Origin of the sequence: Kitasatospora sp. NPDC088346, from assembly GCF_044740765.1 — a bacterium.
Classification (GTDB): domain Bacteria; phylum Actinomycetota; class Actinomycetes; order Streptomycetales; family Streptomycetaceae; genus Kitasatospora.
This window is the reverse complement of the sequence record NZ_JBIURH010000082.1, coordinates 1-21,637: the sequence shown is the minus strand read 5'-3', so window position 1 is coordinate 21,637 and position 21,637 is coordinate 1. Positions and strand designations below refer to the sequence as shown.

General features: G+C 74.8%; 22 protein-coding genes and 1 pseudogene. 18 read left to right on the top strand and 5 right to left on the bottom strand.

Annotated features, from left to right (window positions below; translation table 11 throughout):
- Positions 1-127 precede the first annotated feature (127 nt).
- Positions 128-496: a hypothetical protein gene (locus ACIOFR_RS39865; RefSeq protein WP_401005379.1), complete on the bottom strand. Its 369-nt coding sequence runs from the start codon at positions 494-496 to the stop codon at positions 128-130.
- 272 nt (positions 497-768) lie between these two features.
- Here ACIOFR_RS39865 and ACIOFR_RS39860 point away from each other — a divergent pair, with 272 nt between their 5' ends.
- Both ACIOFR_RS39860 and ACIOFR_RS39855 read left to right on the top strand, forming a co-directional pair.
- The gene (locus ACIOFR_RS39860; RefSeq protein ID WP_401005378.1) at positions 769-1,116 is read left to right on the top strand and encodes a PRC-barrel domain containing protein; all 348 of its coding nucleotides are present in this window, start codon (positions 769-771) and stop codon (positions 1,114-1,116) included.
- Positions 1,117-1,166: 50 nt separating this feature from the next.
- Entirely contained in the window at positions 1,167-1,523 is a 357-nt protein-coding gene (locus ACIOFR_RS39855) for a WhiB family transcriptional regulator (RefSeq protein WP_401005376.1), read from the top strand.
- A gap of 108 nt (positions 1,524-1,631) precedes the next feature.
- Here the strand turns inward: ACIOFR_RS39855 and ACIOFR_RS39850 are convergent, their stop codons facing one another.
- The gene (locus ACIOFR_RS39850) at positions 1,632-2,858 is read right to left on the bottom strand and encodes a helix-turn-helix domain-containing protein (RefSeq protein ID WP_401005375.1); all 1,227 of its coding nucleotides are present in this window, start codon (positions 2,856-2,858) and stop codon (positions 1,632-1,634) included.
- Between the two features lie 516 nt (positions 2,859-3,374).
- Here ACIOFR_RS39850 and ACIOFR_RS39845 point away from each other — a divergent pair.
- From ACIOFR_RS39845 to ACIOFR_RS39775, 15 genes and pseudogenes are all read left to right on the top strand, one after another.
- Entirely contained in the window at positions 3,375-3,998 is a 624-nt protein-coding gene (locus tag ACIOFR_RS39845) for a hypothetical protein (protein WP_401005373.1), read from the top strand.
- A 401-nt stretch (positions 3,999-4,399) separates the two neighbouring features.
- Positions 4,400-6,130 carry a DUF6801 domain-containing protein gene (locus ACIOFR_RS39840; RefSeq protein ID WP_401005371.1) on the top strand — a complete coding sequence of 577 codons (1,731 nt, stop codon included), beginning with the start codon at positions 4,400-4,402 and terminating at the stop codon, positions 6,128-6,130.
- 24 nt (positions 6,131-6,154) lie between these two features.
- Positions 6,155-7,048: pseudogene (locus ACIOFR_RS39835) on the top strand (ABC transporter ATP-binding protein); the annotation flags it as partial.
- A gap of 20 nt (positions 7,049-7,068) precedes the next feature.
- On the top strand, positions 7,069-7,851 hold the full coding sequence (locus ACIOFR_RS39830; protein WP_401005370.1) for an MlaE family ABC transporter permease: 783 nt from the start codon (positions 7,069-7,071) through the stop codon (positions 7,849-7,851).
- Between the two features lie 12 nt (positions 7,852-7,863).
- Positions 7,864-8,712 carry an MlaE family ABC transporter permease gene (locus ACIOFR_RS39825; RefSeq protein WP_401005380.1) on the top strand — a complete coding sequence of 283 codons (849 nt, stop codon included), beginning with the start codon at positions 7,864-7,866 and terminating at the stop codon, positions 8,710-8,712.
- Positions 8,709-9,977 carry an MCE family protein gene (locus ACIOFR_RS39820; protein ID WP_401005368.1) on the top strand — a complete coding sequence of 423 codons (1,269 nt, stop codon included), beginning with the start codon at positions 8,709-8,711 and terminating at the stop codon, positions 9,975-9,977. The genes ACIOFR_RS39825 and ACIOFR_RS39820 overlap by 4 nt, the downstream gene beginning before the upstream one ends.
- Complete coding sequence (locus tag ACIOFR_RS39815) at positions 9,974-11,005, top strand: MCE family protein (RefSeq protein WP_401005366.1); 1,032 nt, start codon at positions 9,974-9,976, stop codon at positions 11,003-11,005. Before ACIOFR_RS39820 ends, ACIOFR_RS39815 begins: the two co-directional genes overlap by 4 nt.
- A complete protein-coding gene (locus ACIOFR_RS39810; RefSeq protein WP_401005364.1) occupies positions 11,002-12,051 on the top strand; it encodes an MCE family protein in 1,050 nt (349 codons plus the stop codon). The genes ACIOFR_RS39815 and ACIOFR_RS39810 overlap by 4 nt, the downstream gene beginning before the upstream one ends.
- Complete coding sequence (locus tag ACIOFR_RS39805; protein ID WP_401005362.1) at positions 12,048-13,046, top strand: MCE family protein; 999 nt, start codon at positions 12,048-12,050, stop codon at positions 13,044-13,046. Before ACIOFR_RS39810 ends, ACIOFR_RS39805 begins: the two co-directional genes overlap by 4 nt.
- Complete coding sequence (locus ACIOFR_RS39800; protein WP_401005361.1) at positions 13,043-14,191, top strand: MCE family protein; 1,149 nt, start codon at positions 13,043-13,045, stop codon at positions 14,189-14,191. The genes ACIOFR_RS39805 and ACIOFR_RS39800 overlap by 4 nt, the downstream gene beginning before the upstream one ends.
- A complete protein-coding gene (locus ACIOFR_RS39795; protein ID WP_401005359.1) occupies positions 14,191-15,363 on the top strand; it encodes an MlaD family protein in 1,173 nt (390 codons plus the stop codon). The genes ACIOFR_RS39800 and ACIOFR_RS39795 overlap by 1 nt, the downstream gene beginning before the upstream one ends.
- Positions 15,360-15,872 (top strand): hypothetical protein, encoded by a 513-nt coding sequence (locus ACIOFR_RS39790; RefSeq protein WP_401005357.1) that lies wholly within the window; start codon positions 15,360-15,362, stop codon positions 15,870-15,872. Before ACIOFR_RS39795 ends, ACIOFR_RS39790 begins: the two co-directional genes overlap by 4 nt.
- Positions 15,873-16,454: a hypothetical protein gene (locus tag ACIOFR_RS39785; RefSeq protein ID WP_401005356.1), complete on the top strand. Its 582-nt coding sequence runs from the start codon at positions 15,873-15,875 to the stop codon at positions 16,452-16,454. It begins immediately after the preceding gene.
- 11 nt (positions 16,455-16,465) lie between these two features.
- Positions 16,466-17,041, top strand: coding sequence for a hypothetical protein (locus ACIOFR_RS39780; RefSeq protein WP_401005354.1), 576 nt, complete (start codon positions 16,466-16,468; stop codon positions 17,039-17,041).
- 30 nt (positions 17,042-17,071) lie between these two features.
- Positions 17,072-17,773 carry a hypothetical protein gene (locus tag ACIOFR_RS39775; protein ID WP_401005352.1) on the top strand — a complete coding sequence of 234 codons (702 nt, stop codon included), beginning with the start codon at positions 17,072-17,074 and terminating at the stop codon, positions 17,771-17,773.
- A gap of 16 nt (positions 17,774-17,789) precedes the next feature.
- Here the strand turns inward: ACIOFR_RS39775 and ACIOFR_RS39770 are convergent, their stop codons facing one another.
- The gene (locus ACIOFR_RS39770; protein WP_401005350.1) at positions 17,790-18,407 is read right to left on the bottom strand and encodes a TetR/AcrR family transcriptional regulator; all 618 of its coding nucleotides are present in this window, start codon (positions 18,405-18,407) and stop codon (positions 17,790-17,792) included.
- A gap of 89 nt (positions 18,408-18,496) precedes the next feature.
- Between ACIOFR_RS39770 and ACIOFR_RS39765 the strand changes: the two genes are divergently transcribed.
- Positions 18,497-19,975 (top strand): DHA2 family efflux MFS transporter permease subunit, encoded by a 1,479-nt coding sequence (locus ACIOFR_RS39765; RefSeq protein ID WP_401005348.1) that lies wholly within the window; start codon positions 18,497-18,499, stop codon positions 19,973-19,975.
- Between the two features lie 70 nt (positions 19,976-20,045).
- Here the strand turns inward: ACIOFR_RS39765 and ACIOFR_RS39760 are convergent, their stop codons facing one another.
- A complete protein-coding gene (locus tag ACIOFR_RS39760) occupies positions 20,046-20,921 on the bottom strand; it encodes a CAP domain-containing protein (protein ID WP_401005346.1) in 876 nt (291 codons plus the stop codon).
- Between the two features lie 140 nt (positions 20,922-21,061).
- Positions 21,062-21,433 carry a MauE/DoxX family redox-associated membrane protein gene (locus ACIOFR_RS39755; protein WP_401005345.1) on the bottom strand — a complete coding sequence of 124 codons (372 nt, stop codon included), beginning with the start codon at positions 21,431-21,433 and terminating at the stop codon, positions 21,062-21,064.
- Positions 21,434-21,637 lie beyond the last annotated feature (204 nt).

The window sequence follows — 21,637 nt, the reverse complement described above, 5'->3', positions numbered from 1 at the left end:
CGGCCCGGTTGGGCCGGGGGCGCGCGGGGGGTGGCGGGGCCTGGGGGGGGGCCGTTTCGGCCGGGGGACCCGGCCCGCGGGCGCCGGGTCCGCGGGCTCGTGGCAGGGCGTCCTCAGGAGCGCCGGGTCAGACCGCGGCACCGACGGAACGGCCGGTGCGGCGGCGCCGGATGGCGAGCGCCGAGACAGCGATGCCGCCGGCCAGCAGGACCGCGCCGGTGGCCGCACCGCCGCCCGCGACCAGACCGCCGCCACCGGTGTGCACGCCACCGTGCGGCTTCGCGTACTCCGCCTTCTCCTCCTTGCCGCCCTTGCCGTGTTCCTCCGTCGGCGTGGCCTCCTTGGAGGAGTCCTTCACTTCCTTGTCGCTTCCCTCCCAGGCCTTCTCATGGCTGCCGCTGTCGCCCGCGACATCCGCGTGGGCGACGGCGGGGGCGCCGAGGAGGAGGGTGGCGGCGATGGCCGCGCCGGTGGCGAGGGTCCGTGCAGAACGCATGGGATCCGTCCTTCCGGTGCTCGCGAGGGCCGGCCCGATGCCGGCTTCGGGTTCGCAGGAGCACCGTTCCTCACCGTGGGCGGCCGGGCGGTGCTCCGCACTCGGAGGGCGCCGTACCGGGGTACCTTGTGGGCTTTTCGGGTGGTGTGCGTCAACTTTTCGGCGCGCCTGCCGAGATGGGGGAAGCGGCCGGGGCAGGGGTGTGACCGCGCGGATCGGGGGCAGCCGAACCGGTGACGGGGACGACGGAGCCGAGCGCGGGAGGTCGCGGCATGACGCAGGACATCTGGAACCACCGGCCCGGCAGCGGGCACCGGCCGGACGCCGCACCGGTCGGGTACCGGGTCGAGGCCACCGACGGCCCGCTCGGCACGGTGGACCGGCACTCGGACGAGGTCGACGCGGCCCACCTGGTGGTGGACACCGGGCCGTGGATCCTCGGCCGGGAGGTGCTGCTGCCGGCCGGTGTCGTGCGGTCGGTCGACCATGCCGCCCGCACCGTGCACGTCGGTCTGACCAGGGACGGCGTCAGGAACGCCCCGGCGTACGTCCGCGCGGAGCACACCGGCGACCGGGGCTTCTTCGAGCAGCTCGCCGGCTACTACGGACCCATGATCTGAGGCCCGGCGGGCCCGGTGGGCCGCGGGCGGAACGGAAGGAGAACCCACGGATGACCGACGTGTCGCGCCTGCCCGGCGCTTTCGAGGAGTCCTGGAGCTGGCAGGTACGGGCCGCCTGCCGGGGCCTGGACGGCAACCTGTTCTTCCACCCCTCGGGGGAGCGGGGTGAGGCGCACCAGGAGCGGGAGGCGGCGGCCAAACAGGTGTGCGCGGGCTGTCCGGTCCGGGCCGAGTGCCTGCGCCACGCGCTGGAGGCCCGCGAGCACTACGGGGTGTGGGGCGGCCTGGCGGAGGACGAGCGGGCGGCCCTGCTCCCGCCGGTCCGCCCCCGGCCCGCGGCCGCCCCGGCCCGCCGTCGCCCGCGTTCGCGCCGTCCGGAGCCGCGGCGCGCCCCGGCCGCCCGGTGATCCCCCCGCCCGGTGACCGCCGTGCCGGTGGCCGCTGCCGCGGGACCGGCGCCCGAGCGCACCGCAGGCCCGAGCAGACAGCCGCCCGAGCACAGCGGCGCCGCCGGGTCAGTCGCAGTGCGGCCGGTCGCCCGGCCGGGTGGGCGCGGTCAGGTGGGTCGCCCGTAACGCCACCTCGATGGCGAACCGGCTCTCGCCGTCGGCGAGGCGGTCGCCGAAGGCCCGCTCCAGGGTGCGGATGCGGTAGCGCACGGTCTGCGGGTGCACCCCGAGCAGCTCCGCCATCTCGGCCGCGGTGGCCCGGGTGGTGAGCCAGGTGTGCAGGGTCTCCAGCAGCCGGGTGCGGCGGGTCGGGGTGAGGGCGGCCAGCGGTGCGAGGTGGCGTTCCGCGATCTGCCGGAGCAGGGCCGGGTCGCCGAGCAACCAGAGCCGGACGAGGTGGTCCTCGCAGTAGGCCGGCGGCCGGTCCTCGGCGGCGTCGGCGGGTACGGAGGCGAGCAGGTGCCTGGCCCAGCGCAGCGAGTCCGCGGCCTCGCCGAGCGGGGTGGTCAGGCCGACGGCGGCCCGGCAGCCCGCCAGCGCGGCGGCCAGGGCACGGCGGCGCCGCTCGTCCAGCGGGCCCGGTACCAGCAGGTACGGCTCGCGGCCGGCCAGGTCGACCAGGACGTCCCGGTCGAGCAGGGCGCGTGCGGGGCGGGAACCGCTGCCGAGGGCGACCAGGGTCACCTGGTCGGGGAGCGCCCAGGCGGCGTGCTCGGCCAGCTCGGCCAGGGCGCCGCGGGCCACCGAGGCGCCGCCGAGGATCCGGCGCAGCAGCCGACGGCGCCGGTTGTCGGGCTCCTCGCCGAGCTCGGCCATCGCCTGGAGGTAGCCCTCGCGGGAGAGCTCGGCGATCTCGCCCATGTAGGCGAAGAGCGCGTCGGCGAAGGCCATCAGCACGGTCGCCGAGAGGTTGTAGCGGCGGCCGACCGCGCGGACCCTGCGCAGCGCGACCTGGCAGCCGATCCGGTAGGCGTCCTGGAGCATGTCCAGGCTGCGTCCCTCGTAGGCCTCGAAGCGGCCGAAGCGGCGGCAGATCTCGTCGCGCAGCGAGGTGGTGGCGGTGGAGGCGGCGACCTGGTCGACGAAGGTGGCGATGTTCTGCTCGATGCCGACCCGGACGACCCGGGCGTTCGGGCCCTCCAGCAGTTCCCGGTACTCGGGGATGACGCTGACGATCTCGGCGGCCATCTCCTTGAGCAGGCTGGGGAGTTCGGGGCGCATCACGGCGGCCAGTTCGCGTGGGATCTGTTCCATCGGCCCGGTGAACCCGGCTGGCTTCGGTGGCCTGGCCATGTGCTCCCCCTGACGGGTCGGCCGGCGGGCGCGCGGGTCGGCCGCCCGGCCCCCGCCGGGGCCGGTCGGTGGCGGCGCGTCGCCGGCGGTTTCGCCGCGGTCGCTCCGGCCCGGTGTGCGGCTCGGTCGGGCGCGTGCGGACGAGTTGTGGTGGTTCGCTGAAGATAGAGCACGAGCGGTACTCGGCGCAGCACCGCGGGCACGGGAACCGCCTTTTGAGCCAGGGGAGTTGGCCGGGTGCGCCGGATGGCGGCGGTCGGGCGGTGCTCACTTCGGGACAAAAACCGGTGAGGTTCTCATCCGGGGGGAACAAGAAATTACCGGCGAGTAGGGATGTCTGCGGGATCTGCGACCGCAGCGTTGCGCGGCCACATTACCCGTGCGTAACGTCCCACCTCAGCGGGGCGTCCCCCACATTTCGCCCCCGCATCCCGAAAGCGTGCCGTCGTCGAACTCCCGTTGTCGGACGGGAGGTTCGAACGATCCCGCACGCCGAAGCCCGGAAAGGACCAGCCCGTGCGCAAGACAGTCAAGGGCGCCCTTGTCGCCGCCGCAGCGATCTCCGCCGCGGCCGGACTCGCACTCGCCCCGGCCACCGCCACCACCACCGCCACCTGGACGGCCAGCCCCGGCGGGGCGTGGACCGCCAAGGCCACCTCGCCCAAGCTCACCGACACCCGGACCGGCACCAAGCTCACCTGCAGCTCCTCCGCGGCCGCCGGCGTGCTGGCGCCGACCAGCAACGGGCTGCCGATCTCGACCATCACCTCGGTCACCTGGGCGAGCTGCTCCGGTCCGCTCGGCATCACCTTCAGTGTCACCGCGCAGAACCTGCCCTGGGGCATCAACGCCCTCACCTACAACTCCACCACCGGGGTCACCACCGGCACCCTCACCGGGGTGAAGGCCCACATCAGCGGCGCCGGCTGCACCGCCGACTTCGCCGGCCCCACCAGCACCACGCCCGCCACCCTCACGGGCACCTACAACAACTCCACCAACACCCTCACCGTCAGCGGCGGCGACCTGCACGCGTACAACGTCTCCGGCAGCTGCCTGGGCCTGCTGAACAACGGCGACCCGGCGACCTACAACGCCGCCTACGTGCTCAGCGCCCCGCAGGTCATCACCTCGCCGTGAGCTGATCCGGCGGACGCCGCCGCAGGGCCCCGGCCCGGACTCCCTCCGGGCCGGGGCCCACCGAGGTGTGCGCACCTGCTGACAAGCCGTCAGTCCGGAATTGTCATCCGGTGACAGGATTCCGAGGCCGCCGAAGGTTCGCACACCCGGCTTGGTGCGATCACTTGTGACGGCTTGTTACCCGGCCGTAGTGTCCTGCGTCCCGAGCCGTTCGCGCCCGTTCCTTCCCGCGTCTCCTCCCGCGTGCCGGGCTCGGGGCCGCCGCCGTGCCGCCATGCCGTCCTGCCGTGCCGCCCCGCAACGCCGCCGTGCCGCCGTGTCCCCGCTCCGCCGTGCCGCCGTACCCCCGCTCCGCCGCTCCGTCCCCGTGTGCCCGCCGAGACCGACCGAGGAGTCCCGCCATGAGCGACGCAGCCCGTCGCCGTCGCCGTCCCGCGCGGCCGGCCGCCGTCGCCGCGGCCGTACTGCTCCTCGGGCTGGTGCCCGGCGGCTCCTCGGTGGCCGACGGCGCCGCCCCGCCGGTCCCGGTGGCGTACGGCTGCGCGACCCCGGGCGGTGCCGTGCCCGTCACCGTCGCCGTGGCGCAGAGGTACCCCGCCCGGGCCGAGGTGGACCGGCCGTTCCAGCCCGGTGCCGCGACCGTGACCGTCACCGTGCCGCAGGCCTCGCTCGCCGCCCTGCTGCCCGCCGGGACGGCCTCCGTGGCCGGCCGCGCGGCCCTCGCCGTCACCGTGGCGCAGGGCACCTCGTCCGCCGAGGCGCGCTGGCCGGAGCTCCGGACGGCCAGCGCACCCGTACCCGCCACCGGGGACCTCGTGCTCACGGGCGAGGGGCTCACGACGCGGGTCACCGTGACCGCCCCCGGCCCGGTGGTCTTCACACTCACCACCCTCACCCTCGACCTCCGGCCGGCACCGACCACGGCCGCCACCGGCGCGACCGCCGCCGACCCGGCCCCCGGCGGCGCGGCGGCCCCCGGCGCCGTCTGCACGCCGGGGCCGGACGTCGCGCCGCTGGGAACGGTCCAGGTGCCGGGGCAGGGCTCCGCCTCGCCGTCCCAGGCCTCGCCGTCCCAAGCGCCGCCGTCCCAGGCCTCGCCGTCCTCCGCCTCGCCGTCCCCCTCCGCCGCGCCGGACGCTCCGCCCGTGACCACCCCTCCCGCTGCCACCCCTCCCGCCGTCACCACGCCGCCGGCCGGCCCGGGCGCGGCCCGCCCGAACGGCGCCACGCTGCCGCACGTCCAGCTGGGCCGGCTGCCCGGACGGGCCGTGCGGCGCGGCACCGTCCGGGTGGAGCCGGCGGAGCACTCGGGCGTGAACACCTGCCCGCCCGCGCCGACCGGGGCGCTCGACCCCGCCCGGCTGCCCCCGGTTCCCGCGGGCGCCACGGTGATCCCGTTCCCCGACGCGGAGCCCTTCCCGGACGTGCCCGCCTGTGCCTTCGCGGTCGGCTACGCCAACGTGCACAAGCTCCGCCAGGCCGCGGTGGTCAACGACCCCGGGCGCGGTCCGGCGCTCGCCGCGCTGAACCTCACCCGCCGCTTCGTCACCCTGTGGGACCCGGAGCCCGGGCAGCAGCCGTACCTGGAGGCGGACTCGCTCGGCTACCTCAAGCTGCCGCCCTCCGACACCACCTTCCTCACCTACGGTTTCATCCCCACCACGGCGAAGATGGAGTTGCTCCCGCTCGGCCCGCTCACCATCGTGGCCACCGGGAACTCCGACTGGGACCAGCCGGTGGAGTTCACCATCGGCGGCCACCAGACGCTGCGGCTGTACGACGTGAAGATCAACGGGACCCCGCTGGACGTCGGCCCGGACTGCCGGACGGTGACCCCGGTCGACCTCAGGCTCACCGGCCGCCAGGACGACTACCTGCCGGACGGCGGCGACGGCAAACCCGACTACACCCTGCAGACCGGCGGCCCGCTCGCCCAGCGCGACCTGACCATCCCCCCGTTCGCGGGCTGTCGCAACGGAGGCGAGGACCTGGACGCGCTGTTCACCGCCGCCGTCTCCGGCCCGGGGAACTCGCTCAACCTCGTCCAGGGTGCGATCTGCACCCCGACGAGCGACCAGCCCAACGGGTGCGAGCCGGAGATCGAGCTCCCTGCCCTGCCGCACCGCCGCTGACCGCCGCACCTCCAGGGAGCCGCCATGGGAATCGAAGTGACCGTCGAGGGCCTCACCAAGTCCTTCGGCCGGCAGACCGTCTGGCAGGACGTCACGCTCACCCTGCCGCCCGGCGAGGTGACGGTGATGCTCGGCCCGTCCGGCACCGGCAAGACGGTGTTCCTGAAGTCCGTCATCGGGCTGCTCAAACCGGAACGGGGCCGGGTGCTGGTCGACGGCGTCGACATGGTCAGCAGCCCCGAAGGGCAGATCTACGAGGCCCGCCGGCTGTTCGGGCTGATGTTCCAGGACGGCGCGCTGTTCGGCTCGCTCAACCTGTACGACAACATCGCCTTCCCGCTGCGCGAGCACACCCGCCGCAAGGAGAGCGAGATCCGCCGGACCGTGATGGAACGGATGGAGATGGTCGGCCTGGTCGGCTCGGAGGCCAAACTCCCGGGCGAGATCTCCGGCGGCATGCGCAAGCGCGCCGGCCTGGCCCGCGCCCTGGTGCTCGACCCGCAGATCGTGCTCTGCGACGAACCGGACTCCGGCCTCGACCCGGTCCGCACCTCCTACCTCTCCCAGCTGCTGATCGACCTGAACGCCCAGATCGACGCGACCATGCTGATCGTCACCCACAACCTCGACATCGCCGCCACCGTCCCCGACAACATCGGCATGCTCTTCCGTCGCGAACTGGTCGCCTTCGGCCCCCGCGAGACGCTGCTGACCAGCGACGAGCCCGTCCTGCGCCAGTTCCTCGGCGGTCACCGGGCCGGACCGATCGGGATGTCCGAGGAGAAGGACGAGGCCGTGCTCGCCCGGGAACGCGCCGACGCCCACCCCGAACCATACGAACGGCGCCCGGTCCCGGCCCAGTTGCAGCCCTCGCCCGGCCTGCCGCCGCGCCCCGCCCTCCTCCGCCGGCAGGAACGGCCGACCGCCGGACGGCCGGCATGACCGGCCCGGGCGGCGCCGCCGTCGGCGCACTGCGCCACACCGGACAGCTCTTCGCGCTCTGCGCCACCACCCTCCGGGACACCTTCCGCCGGCCCTTCCAGCTGCGGGAACTCATCGAGCAGTTCTGGTTCCTGGCCAGCGTCACCATCCTGCCCGCCGCCCTGGTCTCGATCCCGTTCGGTGCCGTCATCGCCCTCCAGGTGGGCTCGCTGGCCCAGCAGTTGGGTGCCCAGTCGTTCACCGGCGGGGCCAGCGTGCTGGCCGTCATCCAGCAGGCCGGACCGTTGATCGTGGCCCTGCTGATCGCCGGCGCCGGCGGCTCCGCGATCTGCGCCGACCTCGGTTCCCGCAAGATCCGCGAGGAGCTGGAGGCGATGGAGGTGATGGGCGTCTCGCCCGTCCAGCGCCTCGTCGTCCCACGGGTGCTGGCCGCGATGGCGGTCGCCGTCCTGCTCAACGGCCTGGTCTCGGTGGTCGGCACGCTCGGTGGCTACTTCTTCAACGTCACCCTCCAGCACGGCACCCCGGGCGCCTACCTGTCCAGCTTCTCCGCGCTCGCCCAGCTCCCCGACCTGTACGTCGGTGAGCTCAAGGCCCTGGTCTTCGGCTTCATCGCGGGCATCGTGGCCGCCTACCGCGGGCTCGGCCCGCGCGGCGGACCCAAGGGCGTCGGCGACGCGGTCAACCAGGCGGTGGTCATCACCTTCCTGCTGCTCTTCGTGGTCAACGTCGTGCTCACCGCGGTCTACCTGCGCGTCATCCCGCAGAAGGGAGCCTGAACCGTGGCCCTGCTGGACCGCGCCACCCCGCCCGGCGGCCCCCCGCAGCCGCCCCGCCGCTCCCGGCTCGCCTGGCTGGAGGAGACCGGCGACCACCTGCTGTTCCACCTCGCCGCCCTGCTGTGGATCCCGCGCGCCCTTCGCCGCTACACCCGCGAGATCCAACGGCTGCTCGCCGAAGTGGTGTTCGGCAGCGGCGGCCTCGGGGTCATCGGCGGCACGGTCGGCGTGATGATCGGCATGACGGTGGCCACCGGGACGGTGGTCGGCCTTCAGGGCTACGCCGCGATGAACCAGCTCGGCACCACCGCCTTCACCGGCTTCATCTCCGCCTACTTCAACACCCGGGAGATCGCCCCGCTGGTCGCCGGGCTCGCCCTGTCGGCGACCGTCGGCGCCGGGTTCACCGCGCAGCTCGGCGCGATGCGGATCAACGAGGAGGTCGACGCCCTGGAGGGCATGGGCATCCGCAGCCTGCCCTACCTGGTCACCACCCGCATCATCGCCGGGGTGGTCGCCATCGTGCCGCTCTACGGCATCGGCCTGCTCAGCTCGTACGCCGCCTCACGGGCCGTCACCGTGCTGGTCAACGGCCAGTCGGCCGGCACCTACGACCACTACTTCGGCCTCTTCCTCTCCCCGGCGGACGTGCTGCTGTCCGCCCTCAAGGTGCTGATCTTCAGCGTGATCGTCATCCTGGCGCACTGCTACTACGGCTACCACGCCAGCGGCGGCCCCGCCGGGGTCGGCATCGCGGTCGGCCGCTCGGTGCGCAACGCCATCGTCATCATCAGCGTCACCGACTTCTTCCTGTCGCTGGCGATCTGGGGCACCACCACCACGGTCAGGGTCGCGGGATGAGCGCCCGCAGCCCGCGCCGGGTCCGCCGCCGCACCGCCGGAGTGGTCTTCCTGCTGGTGCCCGCCCTGCTGGCCGGGCTGTCGATCGCCGTCTACGACAAGGCGTTCAGCGACGAGGCGACCGTCGTCGTGGAGACCGGCACCGCCGGCAACGAACTCCACCTCAACGCCGACGTCAAACTGCGCGGGGTGGTCGTCGGCCGGGTCCGCTCGGTCAGCGCCGACGGCGACCGGGCCCGGCTCACCCTCGCCCTCGACCCCGACCGGCTCGGCCGGATCCCCGCCGGGGTACGGGCCCAGCTGCTGCCCACCACGCTGTTCGGCGAACGCTTCGTCGCCCTCGTCCCCACCGGCGACCCGGTGCCCGGCGGCCCGCTCAAGGCCGGCGCCACCATCCCGCAGGACCGCTCCGCCGACGCCGTCGAACTCGAACAGGTCCTCGACCACCTGCTCCCGCTGCTCACCGCCGTCCAGCCGGAGAAGCTCGCCGCCACCCTCCAAGCCGTCGCCACCGCCCTGCGCGGACGCGGCGAGCAACTCGGCCGGACCCTCGTCCGGCTGGACGACTACCTCGCCCAGCTCAACCCCCAACTCCCCGCCCTCAACCGGGACATCAAGGAGCTCGTGACCGTCGGCCGGACGTACGCGGACGCCGCCCCCGACGTCCTCCAGGCACTCACCGACCTCACCACCACCAGCGCCACCCTCGCCCAGCAACAGGCCGGCCTGCGCAGCCTGTACGCCACCGGAACGGCCGGTGCCGACGACCTCACCGACTTCCTCCAGCGCAACCGCCCCACCCTGATCCGCCTGTCCGCCGACAGCCGCGGCACCCTGGAGCTGCTCGCCGAGTACGCCCCCGCCTTCCCGTGCACCCTGCGCACCCTCGCCGAGTTCGTCCCGGTGATGGACAAGGCCCTGGGCAAGGGCACCGACCAGCCCGGCCTGCACGTCGACGTCACCACCGTGCCCTCCCGCGGCGCCTACCTGCCCGGCCGGGACACCCCCGCCTACCGGGCCTCCGGCGGCCCGCGCTGCTACCAGGTCCCCTACACCGGCCACGGCGGCGCACCCGCCCCCGCCGGCCCCGCCGACGGCTTCCCGATGCCGGCCGCGCCGGGCCTCGGACTGCCCAACTCGCCACAGGAGAACGCGCTTGTCAACGAACTCCTGGCCCCCGGACGGGGCACCACCACCCCCCTCCCGGACTGGAGCAGCCTGCTCGCCGGACCGCTGCTGCGCGGGGCGGAGGTGACCCTGAAGTGAGACGCCGATCCCTCGCCGGGCCGATCACCAAGTCCCTGGTGTTCATCCTGGTCACGGCCCTCGCCACCACCGCCCTCGCGTTCGGCATCGCCGACACCGGCGTCGGCGACACCACCGGATACCGGGCCCGCTTCACCGACGCCACCGGCCTGTCCGAGGGCGACAGCGTCCGGATCGCCGGCGTCCGGGTCGGCCGGGTCGACAGCGTCACCGTGGTCGACCACCGCCTCGCCCAGGTCCGTTTCACCGTCCGCCGCGACCGCACCCTGCCCGGCTCCGTCACCGCCTCCGTCAAGTACCTCGACCTGGTCGGCCGGCGCTACCTCGACCTCGAACAGGGCACCGGACAGGTCGGCGAACGCCTCGCCCCCGGCGCCACCATCCCCACCGAACGCACCCGGCCGGCCCTCGACCTCACCCAGCTCTTCAACGGGTTCCAGCCGCTCTTCCAGGGGCTGTCCCCGACCGAGGTCAACCGGCTCGCCGAGGAGATCGTCCAGGTCCTCCAGGGTCAGGGCGGCACCGTCGACGGCCTGCTGCGCAGCATCGGCTCACTGACCACCACGCTGGCCGGCAAGGACCAGGTGATCGGCCGGGTCATCGACAACCTCAACACCGTCGTCGCCACCGTCAACACCCACGAACAGGGCTTCACCGAGCTGGTCACCACCCTCCAGCAACTGGTCACCGGCTTCGACCGCGACCGGCAGCCCATCGGCGAGGCCGTCGACGCCCTCGCCGGGCTCACCACCTCCACCGCCGGCCTGCTGGAGGACGGCCGGCAGCCGCTCAAGGACTCGATCGGCCAACTCGGTCGCCTCTCCGCCGGCCTCGCCGACAACACCCCGCAGCTCGAACGCTTCCTCCGGCTCAGCCCCGAGAAGCTGCGCACCCTCGGACGCCTCGCCTCCTACGGCTCCTGGTTCAACCTCTACCTCTGCCAGGCCACCGTCACCGGTGTCACCACCAGCGACGGCAGCCCGCCCCCCACCGGCATCGCCGTCACCGAACCGAGGTGCCGCGCATGAGGCTCCGCCGCGACCCGCACCGCCCGCTGCTGCGCCCCCTGCGCGACCGCAACCCGGTCGCCGTCGGAGCCGTCGGCCTGCTGCTGCTCCTGCTCGCCACCGCACTCGCCTACCGCGCCGACGACCTCCCGCTGATCGGCCGCGGCACCACGTACACCGCCGAGTTCACCGAGGCCGCCGGGCTGCGCCCCGGCAACGAGGTACGGGTGGCCGGCGCCCGGGTCGGCAAGGTCACCCGGGTCGCCCTGGCCGGCGCCCGGGTCAAGGTCGCCTTCCGGGTCGAGCACACCTGGGTCGGCGACGCCACCACCGCCGCGATCGGCATCCGTACCCTGCTCGGCGAGAAGTACCTCGCCCTCGACCCGCTCGGCGCCGACCGGCAGGACCCCCACCGCACCATCCCCAGCAGCCGCACCACCTCGCCCTACGACGTCACCCAGGCGCTCGACGGCCTCGGCCGGACCCTCGGCGCCATCGACACCGCCAAGCTCGCCGAGAGCTTCCGCACCATCTCCGACACCTTCAAGGACACCCCCGCCTCGGTCCGCACCGCCGCCGACGGCCTCTCCTCGCTCTCCCGCACCATCGCCGGCCGCGACGCCCAACTCGCCGAACTGCTTCGCGGCAGCACCACACTCACCCGCACCCTCAGCGACCAGAACAGCCGCTTCACCGCGCTGCTCACCGACGGCGACCGGCTGCTCGCCGAGATCGAACGCCGCCGCGACGCCGTCCACCGGCTGCTCACCGGCACGGCCGACCTCGGCACCCAGCTCACCGGCCTGGTCCAGGACAACGAACGGCAGCTGCGGCCCACCCTGGAGGCCCTCGACCGGGTCGCCGACGTCCTGCGGGCCGACCAGCAGAACCTCGACCAGACCCTCGCCCTGGTCGGGCCCTACTACCGGCTGATGGGCAACACCCTGGGCAACGGCCGCTGGTTCGACGCCTACCTCTGCGGGGTGGTGCCCCGCGACTACCTGCCCGCCGGCGGCTCACCGCCCAGCGGCTGCCTGCCCACCCGGCCGGAAGGAGCCCAGCGATGACCCGCCGGCGCACCGCCCTCGTCGCGGCCCTCGCCGCCACCGCCGTCCTGGCCACCGCGCTGGTCGCCGCACCCGCCGTCACCGGCCCGGACGGCACCCACCTCACCGTCTGGTTCGACCACGCCGTCGGCGTCTACGCGGGCTCCGACCTCAGGATCCTCGGCGTGCGGGTCGGCACCGTGGACGGCGTCCACCCGCAGGGCCGCCAGGTCCGGGTCGACCTCTCCGTCGACCACGGCGTCAAGGTGCCGGCCGGCGCCTCCGCCGTGGTCGTCGCCCCCAGCGTGGTCGCCGACCGCTACGTCCAGCTCACCCCCGCCTGGACGGGCGGCCCCGAACTCGGCGAACACGGCGTCATCCCCGCCGAACGCACCGCCGAACCCGTCGAGATCGACCAGCTCTACCAGAGCATCGGCGACCTCGCCGCCACCCTCGGCCCCGACGGCGCCAACGCCACCGGCGCCCTCTCCCAGCTGCTCGACACCGGCGCCGCCAACCTCGCCGGCAACGGCGCCGCGATCGGCGACAGCGTCGAGGAGCTCGGCCGGGCCGCCAAGACCCTCTCCGGCCACAGCGACGACCTGTTCACCACCCTCACCCAGCTCCAGTCCTTCACCAGCATGCTCAAGGACAACGACGCCAAGGTCCGCTCCGCCACCGACCGGCTCTCCACCGTCACCGGCTTCCTCGCCGAGGACCGCGAGAACCTCGGCCAGGCCCTGCGCCAACTCGCCACCGCCCTCGGCCAGGTGCAGACCTTCATCGCCGACAACCGCGCCCGGCTCGCGGCCAGCGTCGACCGCCTCGTCCCGCTCACCCGCAGCCTGGTCGAACAACGCGCCTCGCTCGCCGAACTCCTCGACACCGCACCACTGGCCGCCGGCAACCTGCTGGGCGCCTACGACCAGGCCCACGGCACCCTCGACGGCCGCGCCAACCTCACCGAACTCGCCGGCGGCGCCCTGCCGCTGCCCCTCCCCGGAGCCGGCCGATGAGACACCGACCCGCCCTCGCCGCCGCCGCGGTCCTGATCCTGCTCACCGGCTGCTCCGCCGCGACCGGCGGCCTCCAGGACCTCCCGCTGCCCGGCGGCGCGGACCTCGGCAGCCACCCGTACCAGGTCCGGGCCGAGTTCGCCGACGTGCTCAGCCTCGTCCCGCAGGCCGCCGTCAAGGTCAACGGCGTCGCCGTCGGCCGGGTCTCCGACATCGCCCTCGCCCCCGACGGCTGGACGGCCCTGGTCACCCTCCGGCTCAACGGCGACGTCCACCTCCCCGGCAACGCCACCGCCCACCTCGCCCAGTCCGGCCTGCTCGGCGAGAAGTACGTCCAGCTGGCCGCACCCACCGCCGGCACCGGCACCCTCGCCGCCGGCGCGCTCATCCCGCTCGACCGCACCAACCGCAACCCCGAGGTCGAAGAGGTCTTCGGTGCCCTCTCGATGCTCCTCAACGGCGGCGGCATCGACCAACTGCGCACCATCAACACCGAACTCGGCAAGGCCCTCACCGGCAACGAGGCCCAGCTGCGCTCGGTGCTCGACCGCCTCGCCACCCTCACCGGCGAACTCGACGCCCACCGCCAGGACATCACCGACGCCCTCGACGGCATCGATCGGCTCTCCGCCACCCTCGCCACCCGCGACCGGCAGATCGGCACCGTCCTGACCGGGCTCAGCCCCGGCCTCGCCGTCCTCGAACAGCAGCGCGGCGAACTGGTCACCCTGCTGCGCTCCCTCGACCGGCTCTCCGCCGTCGCCGTCGACACCGTCGAGCGCAGCCGCGCCGACCTGGTCGCCGACCTGACGGCCCTGGCCCCCACCCTCCAGCGCCTCGCGGACGCGGGCAAGGACCTGCCCGACTCCCTCCAGGTGCTGCTCACCTACCCGTTCACCGACGAGGTGCTGCGCGGAGTGAAGGGCGACTACCTCAACGTGTACCTCGGCCTGGCGGCCGCCCCCGGCACCCGGATCACCCCCGAGCTCGACCCCGACGACACCGCCGCCCCGCCGCCCACCACCCCCGTGCCCGGCGACGGCACGGGCGACGGGAGCGGTGGTACGGGCGACGGGACCGGGGCCGAGGGCGCGCTGCCCCTCCCGCTGCCCTCCGCCACCACCCGGCAGGGGAGGGACCGCTGATGCTCACCCTCGCCACCCGGCTGAAGAACCTCGCCTTCCTGGTGATCGCCGTCCTGGTACTCGGCTTCATCGCCGTCCAGCACGCCGACCTCGGCCGGTACGTCGGGCTGCGCGACTCCTACCGGGTCGACGTCGAACTCGACCGCACCGGAGGCCTGTTCGAGCACGCGGACGTCACCTACCGGGGCGTGTCGGTCGGCCGGGTCGGCCACCTCAGCCTGACCCCGGACGGCGTCCGCGCCGAACTGCGGATCTCCGGCTCCGCCCCGCGGATCCCCAGCCGGCTGCAGGCCGTCGTCGCCAACCTCTCCGCGGTCGGCGAGCAGTACCTCGACCTGCGGCCCACCACCGACCAGCCGCCCTACCTCACCGACGGCTCCACCATCGCCCGCGCCGACACCGCCACCCCCGCACCCGTCACCGACATGCTGACCCACGTCGACGCCCTGGTCGGCTCCGTCCCGCTGCAGTCCCTGCGGACCGTGGTCGACGAGTTCGGCCGCGCCTTCGACGGCCAGTCCGACAACCTCCAGGCCCTGCTGGACGGCAGCGACCGCCTCGTCGACGCCGCGAGCGCCGCGCTGCCCGCCACCACCCGGCTGGTGGTCGACACCGAGACCGTCCTGCGCACCCAGAACGACGAGGCCGACGCGATCCGCGCCTTCGCCACCGGCGCCCGCGACCTGGCCGGCCAGCTCGTCCGCTCCGACACCGACCTGCGGCGTGTCATCGCCACCGGACCGCAGGCTGCCGCCCAGGTCAGCGCCCTGGTCAAGGACCTCGACCCCGGGCTGAGCGTGTTGCTCGCCAACCTGCTCACCACCGCCGAACTCGGCGTCACCCGCCAGCACGGCATCGAGGAACTCCTGGTCCGGCTACCGGCCGTGGCCGCCGCCGGCTCCACCGCCGTCGACGCCGACGACGGCGCCCACCTTGGCATGGCCGTCACCTTCTTCTCCCCGCTGCCCTGCACCACCGGCTACGGCGGCACCACCTACCGCAACGGCCTGGACACCGGCCCGGCACCCGCGTTCAACACGGCCGCCGGCTGCACCGCCCCCGCCTCCTCCGGCAGCTCGGTCCGCGGCTCCGGCAACGCCCCCAAGGGCGGCGTGCCCACACCCGTGGCCCCCGCCACCGCCGCCCCGCACACCGGACGGATCGACCGGTGACCCGCACCCGGCCCACCCCCAGCACCCGGCCCGCGCGGCTCCTCCGGGCCGCCGCCTGGCTGCTCGCCACGGTCTGCTGCGCCCTCGGCGCCCTCCAGTACGGCCGGGCGAGCACCGACGGATCCCTCGCCGCGGCCCGCGACCGGGACACCGCGCTGGCCGCCGGCCGGCAGGCCGTCGCCGAGCTCACCAGCGCCGAGGCCGGCCGGGCCGAGGCCACCCGGGCCCGCTGGCTGGCCGTCAGCGGGGGAGCCCTGCACGACCGGCTCGGGGCCGGTCCCGCCACCGACCCCGGCGTCACCTCGCACGGAACCGTCGTCGAGGCCGCCGTCACCGCCCTGGACCCCGGCGCCCGCACCGCCCGGCTGATCGCCGTCGTCCGGGTCGAACTCATCCCGGCCGCCGGCACGGTGACCACCGACCGCCGGCGGCTGGCCGCGACCCTCACCCGGACCGGTGCGGGCTGGAAGGTCACGGCCCTCGCCGCCGTACCGGTCGGGACGGCCTGAGTGGCGACCGGGACCCCACCCGCCGGGACCCTGCCGGCCGAGCCCGCCGGGACCGCCGAGCCCGCCGGAACTGCCCCGGCCGGGCCGCGCCCGCGGCACCGCCTCGCGGCGGCGGGGATCGCGCTGCTGCTCCTGGCCGGCGCGGCGCTGCTGGCCGGTGCCCGGCAGGAGCGGTCGGGCGCCGACACCGGCAACCGTGCGCTGACCGACCGGGCCGCGACCGCCCGGGTGATCGCCGAGGTGGGCGACGCGCTCGGCCGGCTCTTCTCCTACTCCGCCGCCGACACCGAGGCCACCCGCAGCGCGGCGGCCGCCGCCCTCGACGGCGCGGCCCGCGAGCAGTACCGCAGCCTGACCGACCAACTCCGCGGCTGGGTCGGTGAGCAGCGCCTGACGCTCACGACCACGGTGGTGAGCGCGGGCGCGGTCCGGCTGACGGCGGACTCCGCCGAGCTGCTGGTCCTGCTCGACCAGAGCGCCCGGCGGGCCGACGGCCCGCCCACCGTCACCGCCGCCCAGCTCACCGTGACCGCGCGGCTCGACGGCGGCCGCTGGCTGATCACCGGGCTCACGTCCCTGTAGTGGAGGATCTGATGACAGTTCGACGGGTGCGCCTGCGGGCCGACCGGCTCGCGCTCGCCCTGGTCGCGGTCGCGGCCGTGCTCGCCGCCTGGAGCGGCTGGTCGTGGTACGCGGCGGCGCACGACGACGCCACGGCCCGGGCCGGGACCCGTGACCGGGTCCTGGCCGCGGGGGAGCAGGCCGTGCAGAACATGAACACCCTCGACCACGCCGACCTCGCCCGCGGACTGGACCTCTGGGAGAGCTCCACCACCGGCGACCTGCACGCCCAACTCGTCCAGGGCCGGGGCGACTTCGAGGAGCAGGTCGAACAGGCCGGGACGGTCACCAGCGCCCGGATCCTGTCCGGTGCGGTCACCGAGCTGGACGAGCCGGCCGGCCGGGCGGCCGTCCTGGTCGCGGTCCGGATCACCGTCGCCGCCCCGAAGGCCGAGCCCGCCACCAAGGACAGCCGGATGCTCGGCGAGCTCACCCGGACCGCCGAGGGCTGGAAGCTCAGCGCCCTCGGCCAGGCCCCGATGGGCACCACCGGCACCCCGACGGGTTCGCCGGGCCCCACCCCGTCACCGTCACCCACCGGCCGCTGACCCGCCCTGTACGAGAGGAGCCGCCGGCCCATGTCGACGACCCGTCATCTGATCAACCGTCAACGGCGGCTCGCCGTGGCGCCCGCCCGGGTCCGGCCCGCATCCGCCACCGGCTCCGCCACCGCGCCGGAGTCCGCAGCCGCCGGCGAGTCCCTCGCGGCGCCCGAGCCGGCCGCGGAGGCGCCCCGAGCGCGTACCGCCCGGCCCCGCGCCCGGCCCCGCCGCACCACCGTCCTGCTGGGCGCGGCGGCCGTCCTGCTGGGCGCCTTCGCCGGCCGGGCCGCCCTGGCCGCCGCCGACCTGCGGGCCGACTCGGCCTCCCACAACAGCGCGCTGGTCGACCCGGCCCGCACCAGCGAGGTCAAGGGCACCGTCGCGGAGGCGGTGAACGCCCTGTTCTCGTACTCCTACGCCGACCCCGGCCGCACCGACCGGGCCGCGCAACGCCTGCTGACCGGAAGGGCGGTGGACCAGCACGCCACCCTGCTCGCCCAGGTCCGTGCCCAGGCGGCGGCGAAGAAGCTGGTGCTCACCACCACGGTCACCGACAGCGGGGTCCAGACCCTGGACGGCGACCGGGCCCGGGTGATCGTCTTCGCCGACCAGCGCAACACCAGCACCGCCGAGGGCGCCAAGGACGCGGCCACCTACGCGGCGGCGATGTTCGCCGTCGACGCCGTCCGCCGGGACGGCGGGTGGCGGATCGAGAACATCGACACCTTCGGCCGCTGACCGGCCGCCACCACCCTCACCCGGCCGGGCCCGAACCCGGGCCGAAGCCGCCCGGCCGGGACCGGGCGTGCACCAGTGGGAGGAAGATCGTGTCGACGATCTCCGTCAGGACCTGGTCGGGTGCGGGCGCGTAGGTGGTCAGGAACTCGTGGCGCAGCAGGTCGAAGGGGAGGGACTTGATGCGTTCGGTGAGGAGTTCCGGGTCGATCTCGCCGCGGTCGGCGGCGCGGTCGAAGAGCGCGTCGACGGCCTTGCTGCGCCCGGTTGCCAGGGGGTCGCGCAGGTCGGCGGGGTTGGTGCCGGTCTCCTGGTGGTAGCCGGCGAGTTGGACGCTCATGACGGTGACGAGCTGGAGGCGGGTGGCGTTGATCTCGCGCAGGAGGGTGAGGACGTCCTCGCGGAGGCTGCCGGTGTCGGGGACGTCGAGGACGTGTTCCTTCAGGACGTGGAGGACGGCGGCCCGGACGAGTTCGTTGCGGTCGGACCAGCGGCGGTAGAGGACGTTGGGGCTGGTGGCCGCGCGGCGGACGACGGCGTCCATGGTGAACCTGGCGTAGCCGCTGGCCGCGAGTTCCTCCCAGGCCGCGTCGAGGAGCGCCTTCTCCAGTGCCGCCCCGCGGCGCCGCTCGGACATCCAGAACCCCTTAGATAGACTTGCCTATCTTATTCTAGCGCACTACTCTGACGGCCGTAAGATAGAGCTCTGTATCTTAAGGACGCCTCATGCGTGCTCACCATGCCCCGCCCCCACCACCGTCGCCCGCCGCCCTCGACCCGGGCCTGCGACGGCTGACCGTCACCCTGATCGTCGGCGCGCTCGCCGTCATCTTCGATACCACGATCATGAGCGTCGCCGTCGACGACCTCGCCGGACAGCTGCACAGCTCGCTCGCCACCGTCCAGTGGGTGAGCACCGCCTACCTGCTGGCCCTGGCCGCGACGATGCCGGCGGTCGGGTGGGCGCAGGCGGTGCTCGGCGGCAAGCGCCTGTGGATCGTCGCGCTGGGCCTGTTCCTCCTCGGCTCCCTGCTGTGCGCCGCGGCCTGGAGCGCCCCGAGCCTGATCGCCTTCCGGGTGGTCCAGGGCGTCGGCGGCGGCGTCATGATGGTGCTGATGACCACGCTGATCATGCAGGCGGCGAGGGGGCGCGCCATCGGCCGGGTCATGTCGCTGATCACCGTGCCCACCGCGCTCGGCCCGGTCGTCGGCCCGGTCATCGGCGGCGCGCTCCTGCACCTGGGCGACTGGCGCTGGATCTTCCTGTTCAACGTGCCGTTCTGCGTGGTCGGCGGCGTCCTCGCCGCGCGCAACCTTCCCGCGGACACGCCCCGCTGCCGCAGCGGCGCCCGCCTGGACGTCGTCGGCCTGCTGCTGCTCCCGCCCGGCATCGCCGCCGTCGTCTTCGGCCTCACCCGGCTCGCCGGATCGGGCGGGCTCACCGGCCCGGCGGTGTGGCCGCCCCTGGCCGCCGGACTCGTTCTGGTCGGCGGGTACGTGGGCTGGGCGCTGCGGCGCGGACCGCGGGCCCTGCTCGACGTCCGGCTGTTCCGGCACCGGGCGCTCGCCTCGTCGTCGGCGCTGGTCTTCCTGTCCGGCGCCGCCCTCTACGGCACCATGCTGCTGCTGCCGCTGTACTGGCAGCAGGTGCGCGGGCAGGACGCCCTCGGCGCCGCGCTGCTGCTCGTCCCGCAGGGCCTGGGTGCCCTCGTCTCCCGTTCGCTCGCCGGCCGGGCGATGGACCGGTTCGGGCCGCGTGCGGTCGCGGTCGCCGCCTTCGTCCTCACCTTCGCGGCCACCGTGCCGTTCGGCTTCGTCACCGCTTCGAGCGGCGACACCGCGTTGACGGCCGCACTGTTCCTGCGCGGTGTGGGGCTGGGTGCGGCCATGATCACGCTGATGGGTGCCGCCTTCGTCGGGCTTGGGCGCGAGGAGATTCCCGCCGGTTCCGGTATCAGCCGCGTCGCCCAGCAGATCGGCGGCTCCGCGGGCACCGCGGTCCTCGCCGTGATCCTGCAGCGCACCTCCACCGGTGCCCGTACTCCCGCCGAGCTCGCCTCGGGGTTCGGTGAGGCCTTCTGGTGGGCCGCCGCGTTCACCGCCGCGGCCGTTCCGCTGTGCCTCCTGCTGCCGGGCCGGCCCGGTTCTGAGCCGGTGGTCCGGGGCGTCGCGCCGGTGGGGAGGAACACCGAAGTCCGGGGCTAGCAGCGGGTGTTGCCGTCGACCGCGGGTGGGGGCCGGCGCGGGGCCCGGGTGCGGGCCCGGGTGGGGTGGTTCAGCGCGGCGACGCGAAGACCTGCGTCCACCAGGGGCCCTTGGCGCCGAAGTTGACGCCGATGCCGATGTCCTTGAAGTCGCAGTTGAGGATGTTGGCCCGGTGGCCGGGGCTGTGCATCCAGGCGTCCATCACGGCGGCCGGGTCGGCCTGGCCGTAGGCGATGTTCTCCCCCCAGGAGCCCCATCGGTAGCCGGCCGCCTCGATCCGGCTGTCGGCGTGGCGGCCGTCGGGGTCGGCGTGGTCGAAGAAGTGCCGGGCGACCATGTCGTCCGAGTGGTGCTGGGCCGCGGCGTTGAGCTTGACGTCGAGCCGCAGCGGGCCGCAACCGGCCTTGGCCCGTTCGGCGTTGACGAGCTGGGCGACCTGGGCGACGAACCCGTCGGCCCGGCCGTCCGGGGTGGTGGCCGCGGGTGCGGCGGCGGCCTTGGCGGCCTTGGCGGTGGTGGGGGCGGCGGCCGGGGGCTTGGCGGTGGTCGGCGCGGCGGACGGCGAGGCCGGCGCGGCGCTCGGGCTGGGGGAGGCGGCCGGGCTCGGTGTGGCCGCCTCGCCGGGGCCCGTGATGGTCGCCGCCGCGTCGACGGTGGCCGCCTTCTCGGTGCCGGCCGCCGGGAGGTCGGGGGCCGTGACGGCCGGGCCGGCGGCGGTGTCGTCCCCGGTGCGGGCGGTGCCCGATTGGGCGGGCCCGAACAGGGTGTACGCACCCCCGGCCATGACGGCCAGTGCGGCCGTTCCGGCGATCGCGCCGAGGGCGGCGCGGGGGCGGGCCGGGGGCTTGCGCCGGTGACCGGTCCGGCCTGCGGCCTGCCTGCGGTGCGAGGCCGGGGCGGGCCGCGCCCCGAGGTCGTCGGCTCCGGGGTGGGGGGTGCTGTCCATGGTTCTCCGCCTGTCCGTGGGGATCCCTCTGTGGTCCTACAACCGGAGATCCAACGGTGGGTGGTGGATAACAAGAACGACGAAATGATTTCGCGGTGGACTGGAACCGATCGGCCGATGACCGATTTGCATCGGTATTGCTACCGTCCTGCGCGGCTCACCCGCCGGGCCCACAGCACCAGCGGGAGCTGCAACGGCAGGCGCCCGAACGCCGCCGCCCGATAGGGGGCGGGGCGGTGCCGCCAGTCGACGGCCATCTTGACGTTGGCGGGGAAGACCGCGACGAACAGGCCGGCCGCCGCCAGCGCGCCCACCCGCCGGGTACGGGGCACGGCCACGGCGGCGCCGATGGCGAGCTCGGCGACCCCGCTGGCGTACGTCCAGGCGCGGGGGCCGCCGGGCAGCCAACGCGGCACCGTCGCGTCGAACGGCTTCGGCGTGACGAAGTGGAGCACCCCCGCGCCGAGCAGCAGCCCGGCGAGGAGGGGAGCGGACGAGCGGGCACCGGCCATGGGGCGTACCTCCGTGACAACGTTGATTACCGCAGAGTAGCTTCCGTGCCTCCCGGCCCGCTGCCCCTGCTGTCGCCCGGGCCCCGGCGGGGGGTGGACGGGGTGTCCCGCCGGGGGGGGGGGGGGGGGGGGCCCCCCCCGGGGCCCCCCCCGGGGGGGGCCCGGGGGGGGGGGGGGGCGGCGGGGGGGGGCGGCAGGACGAGA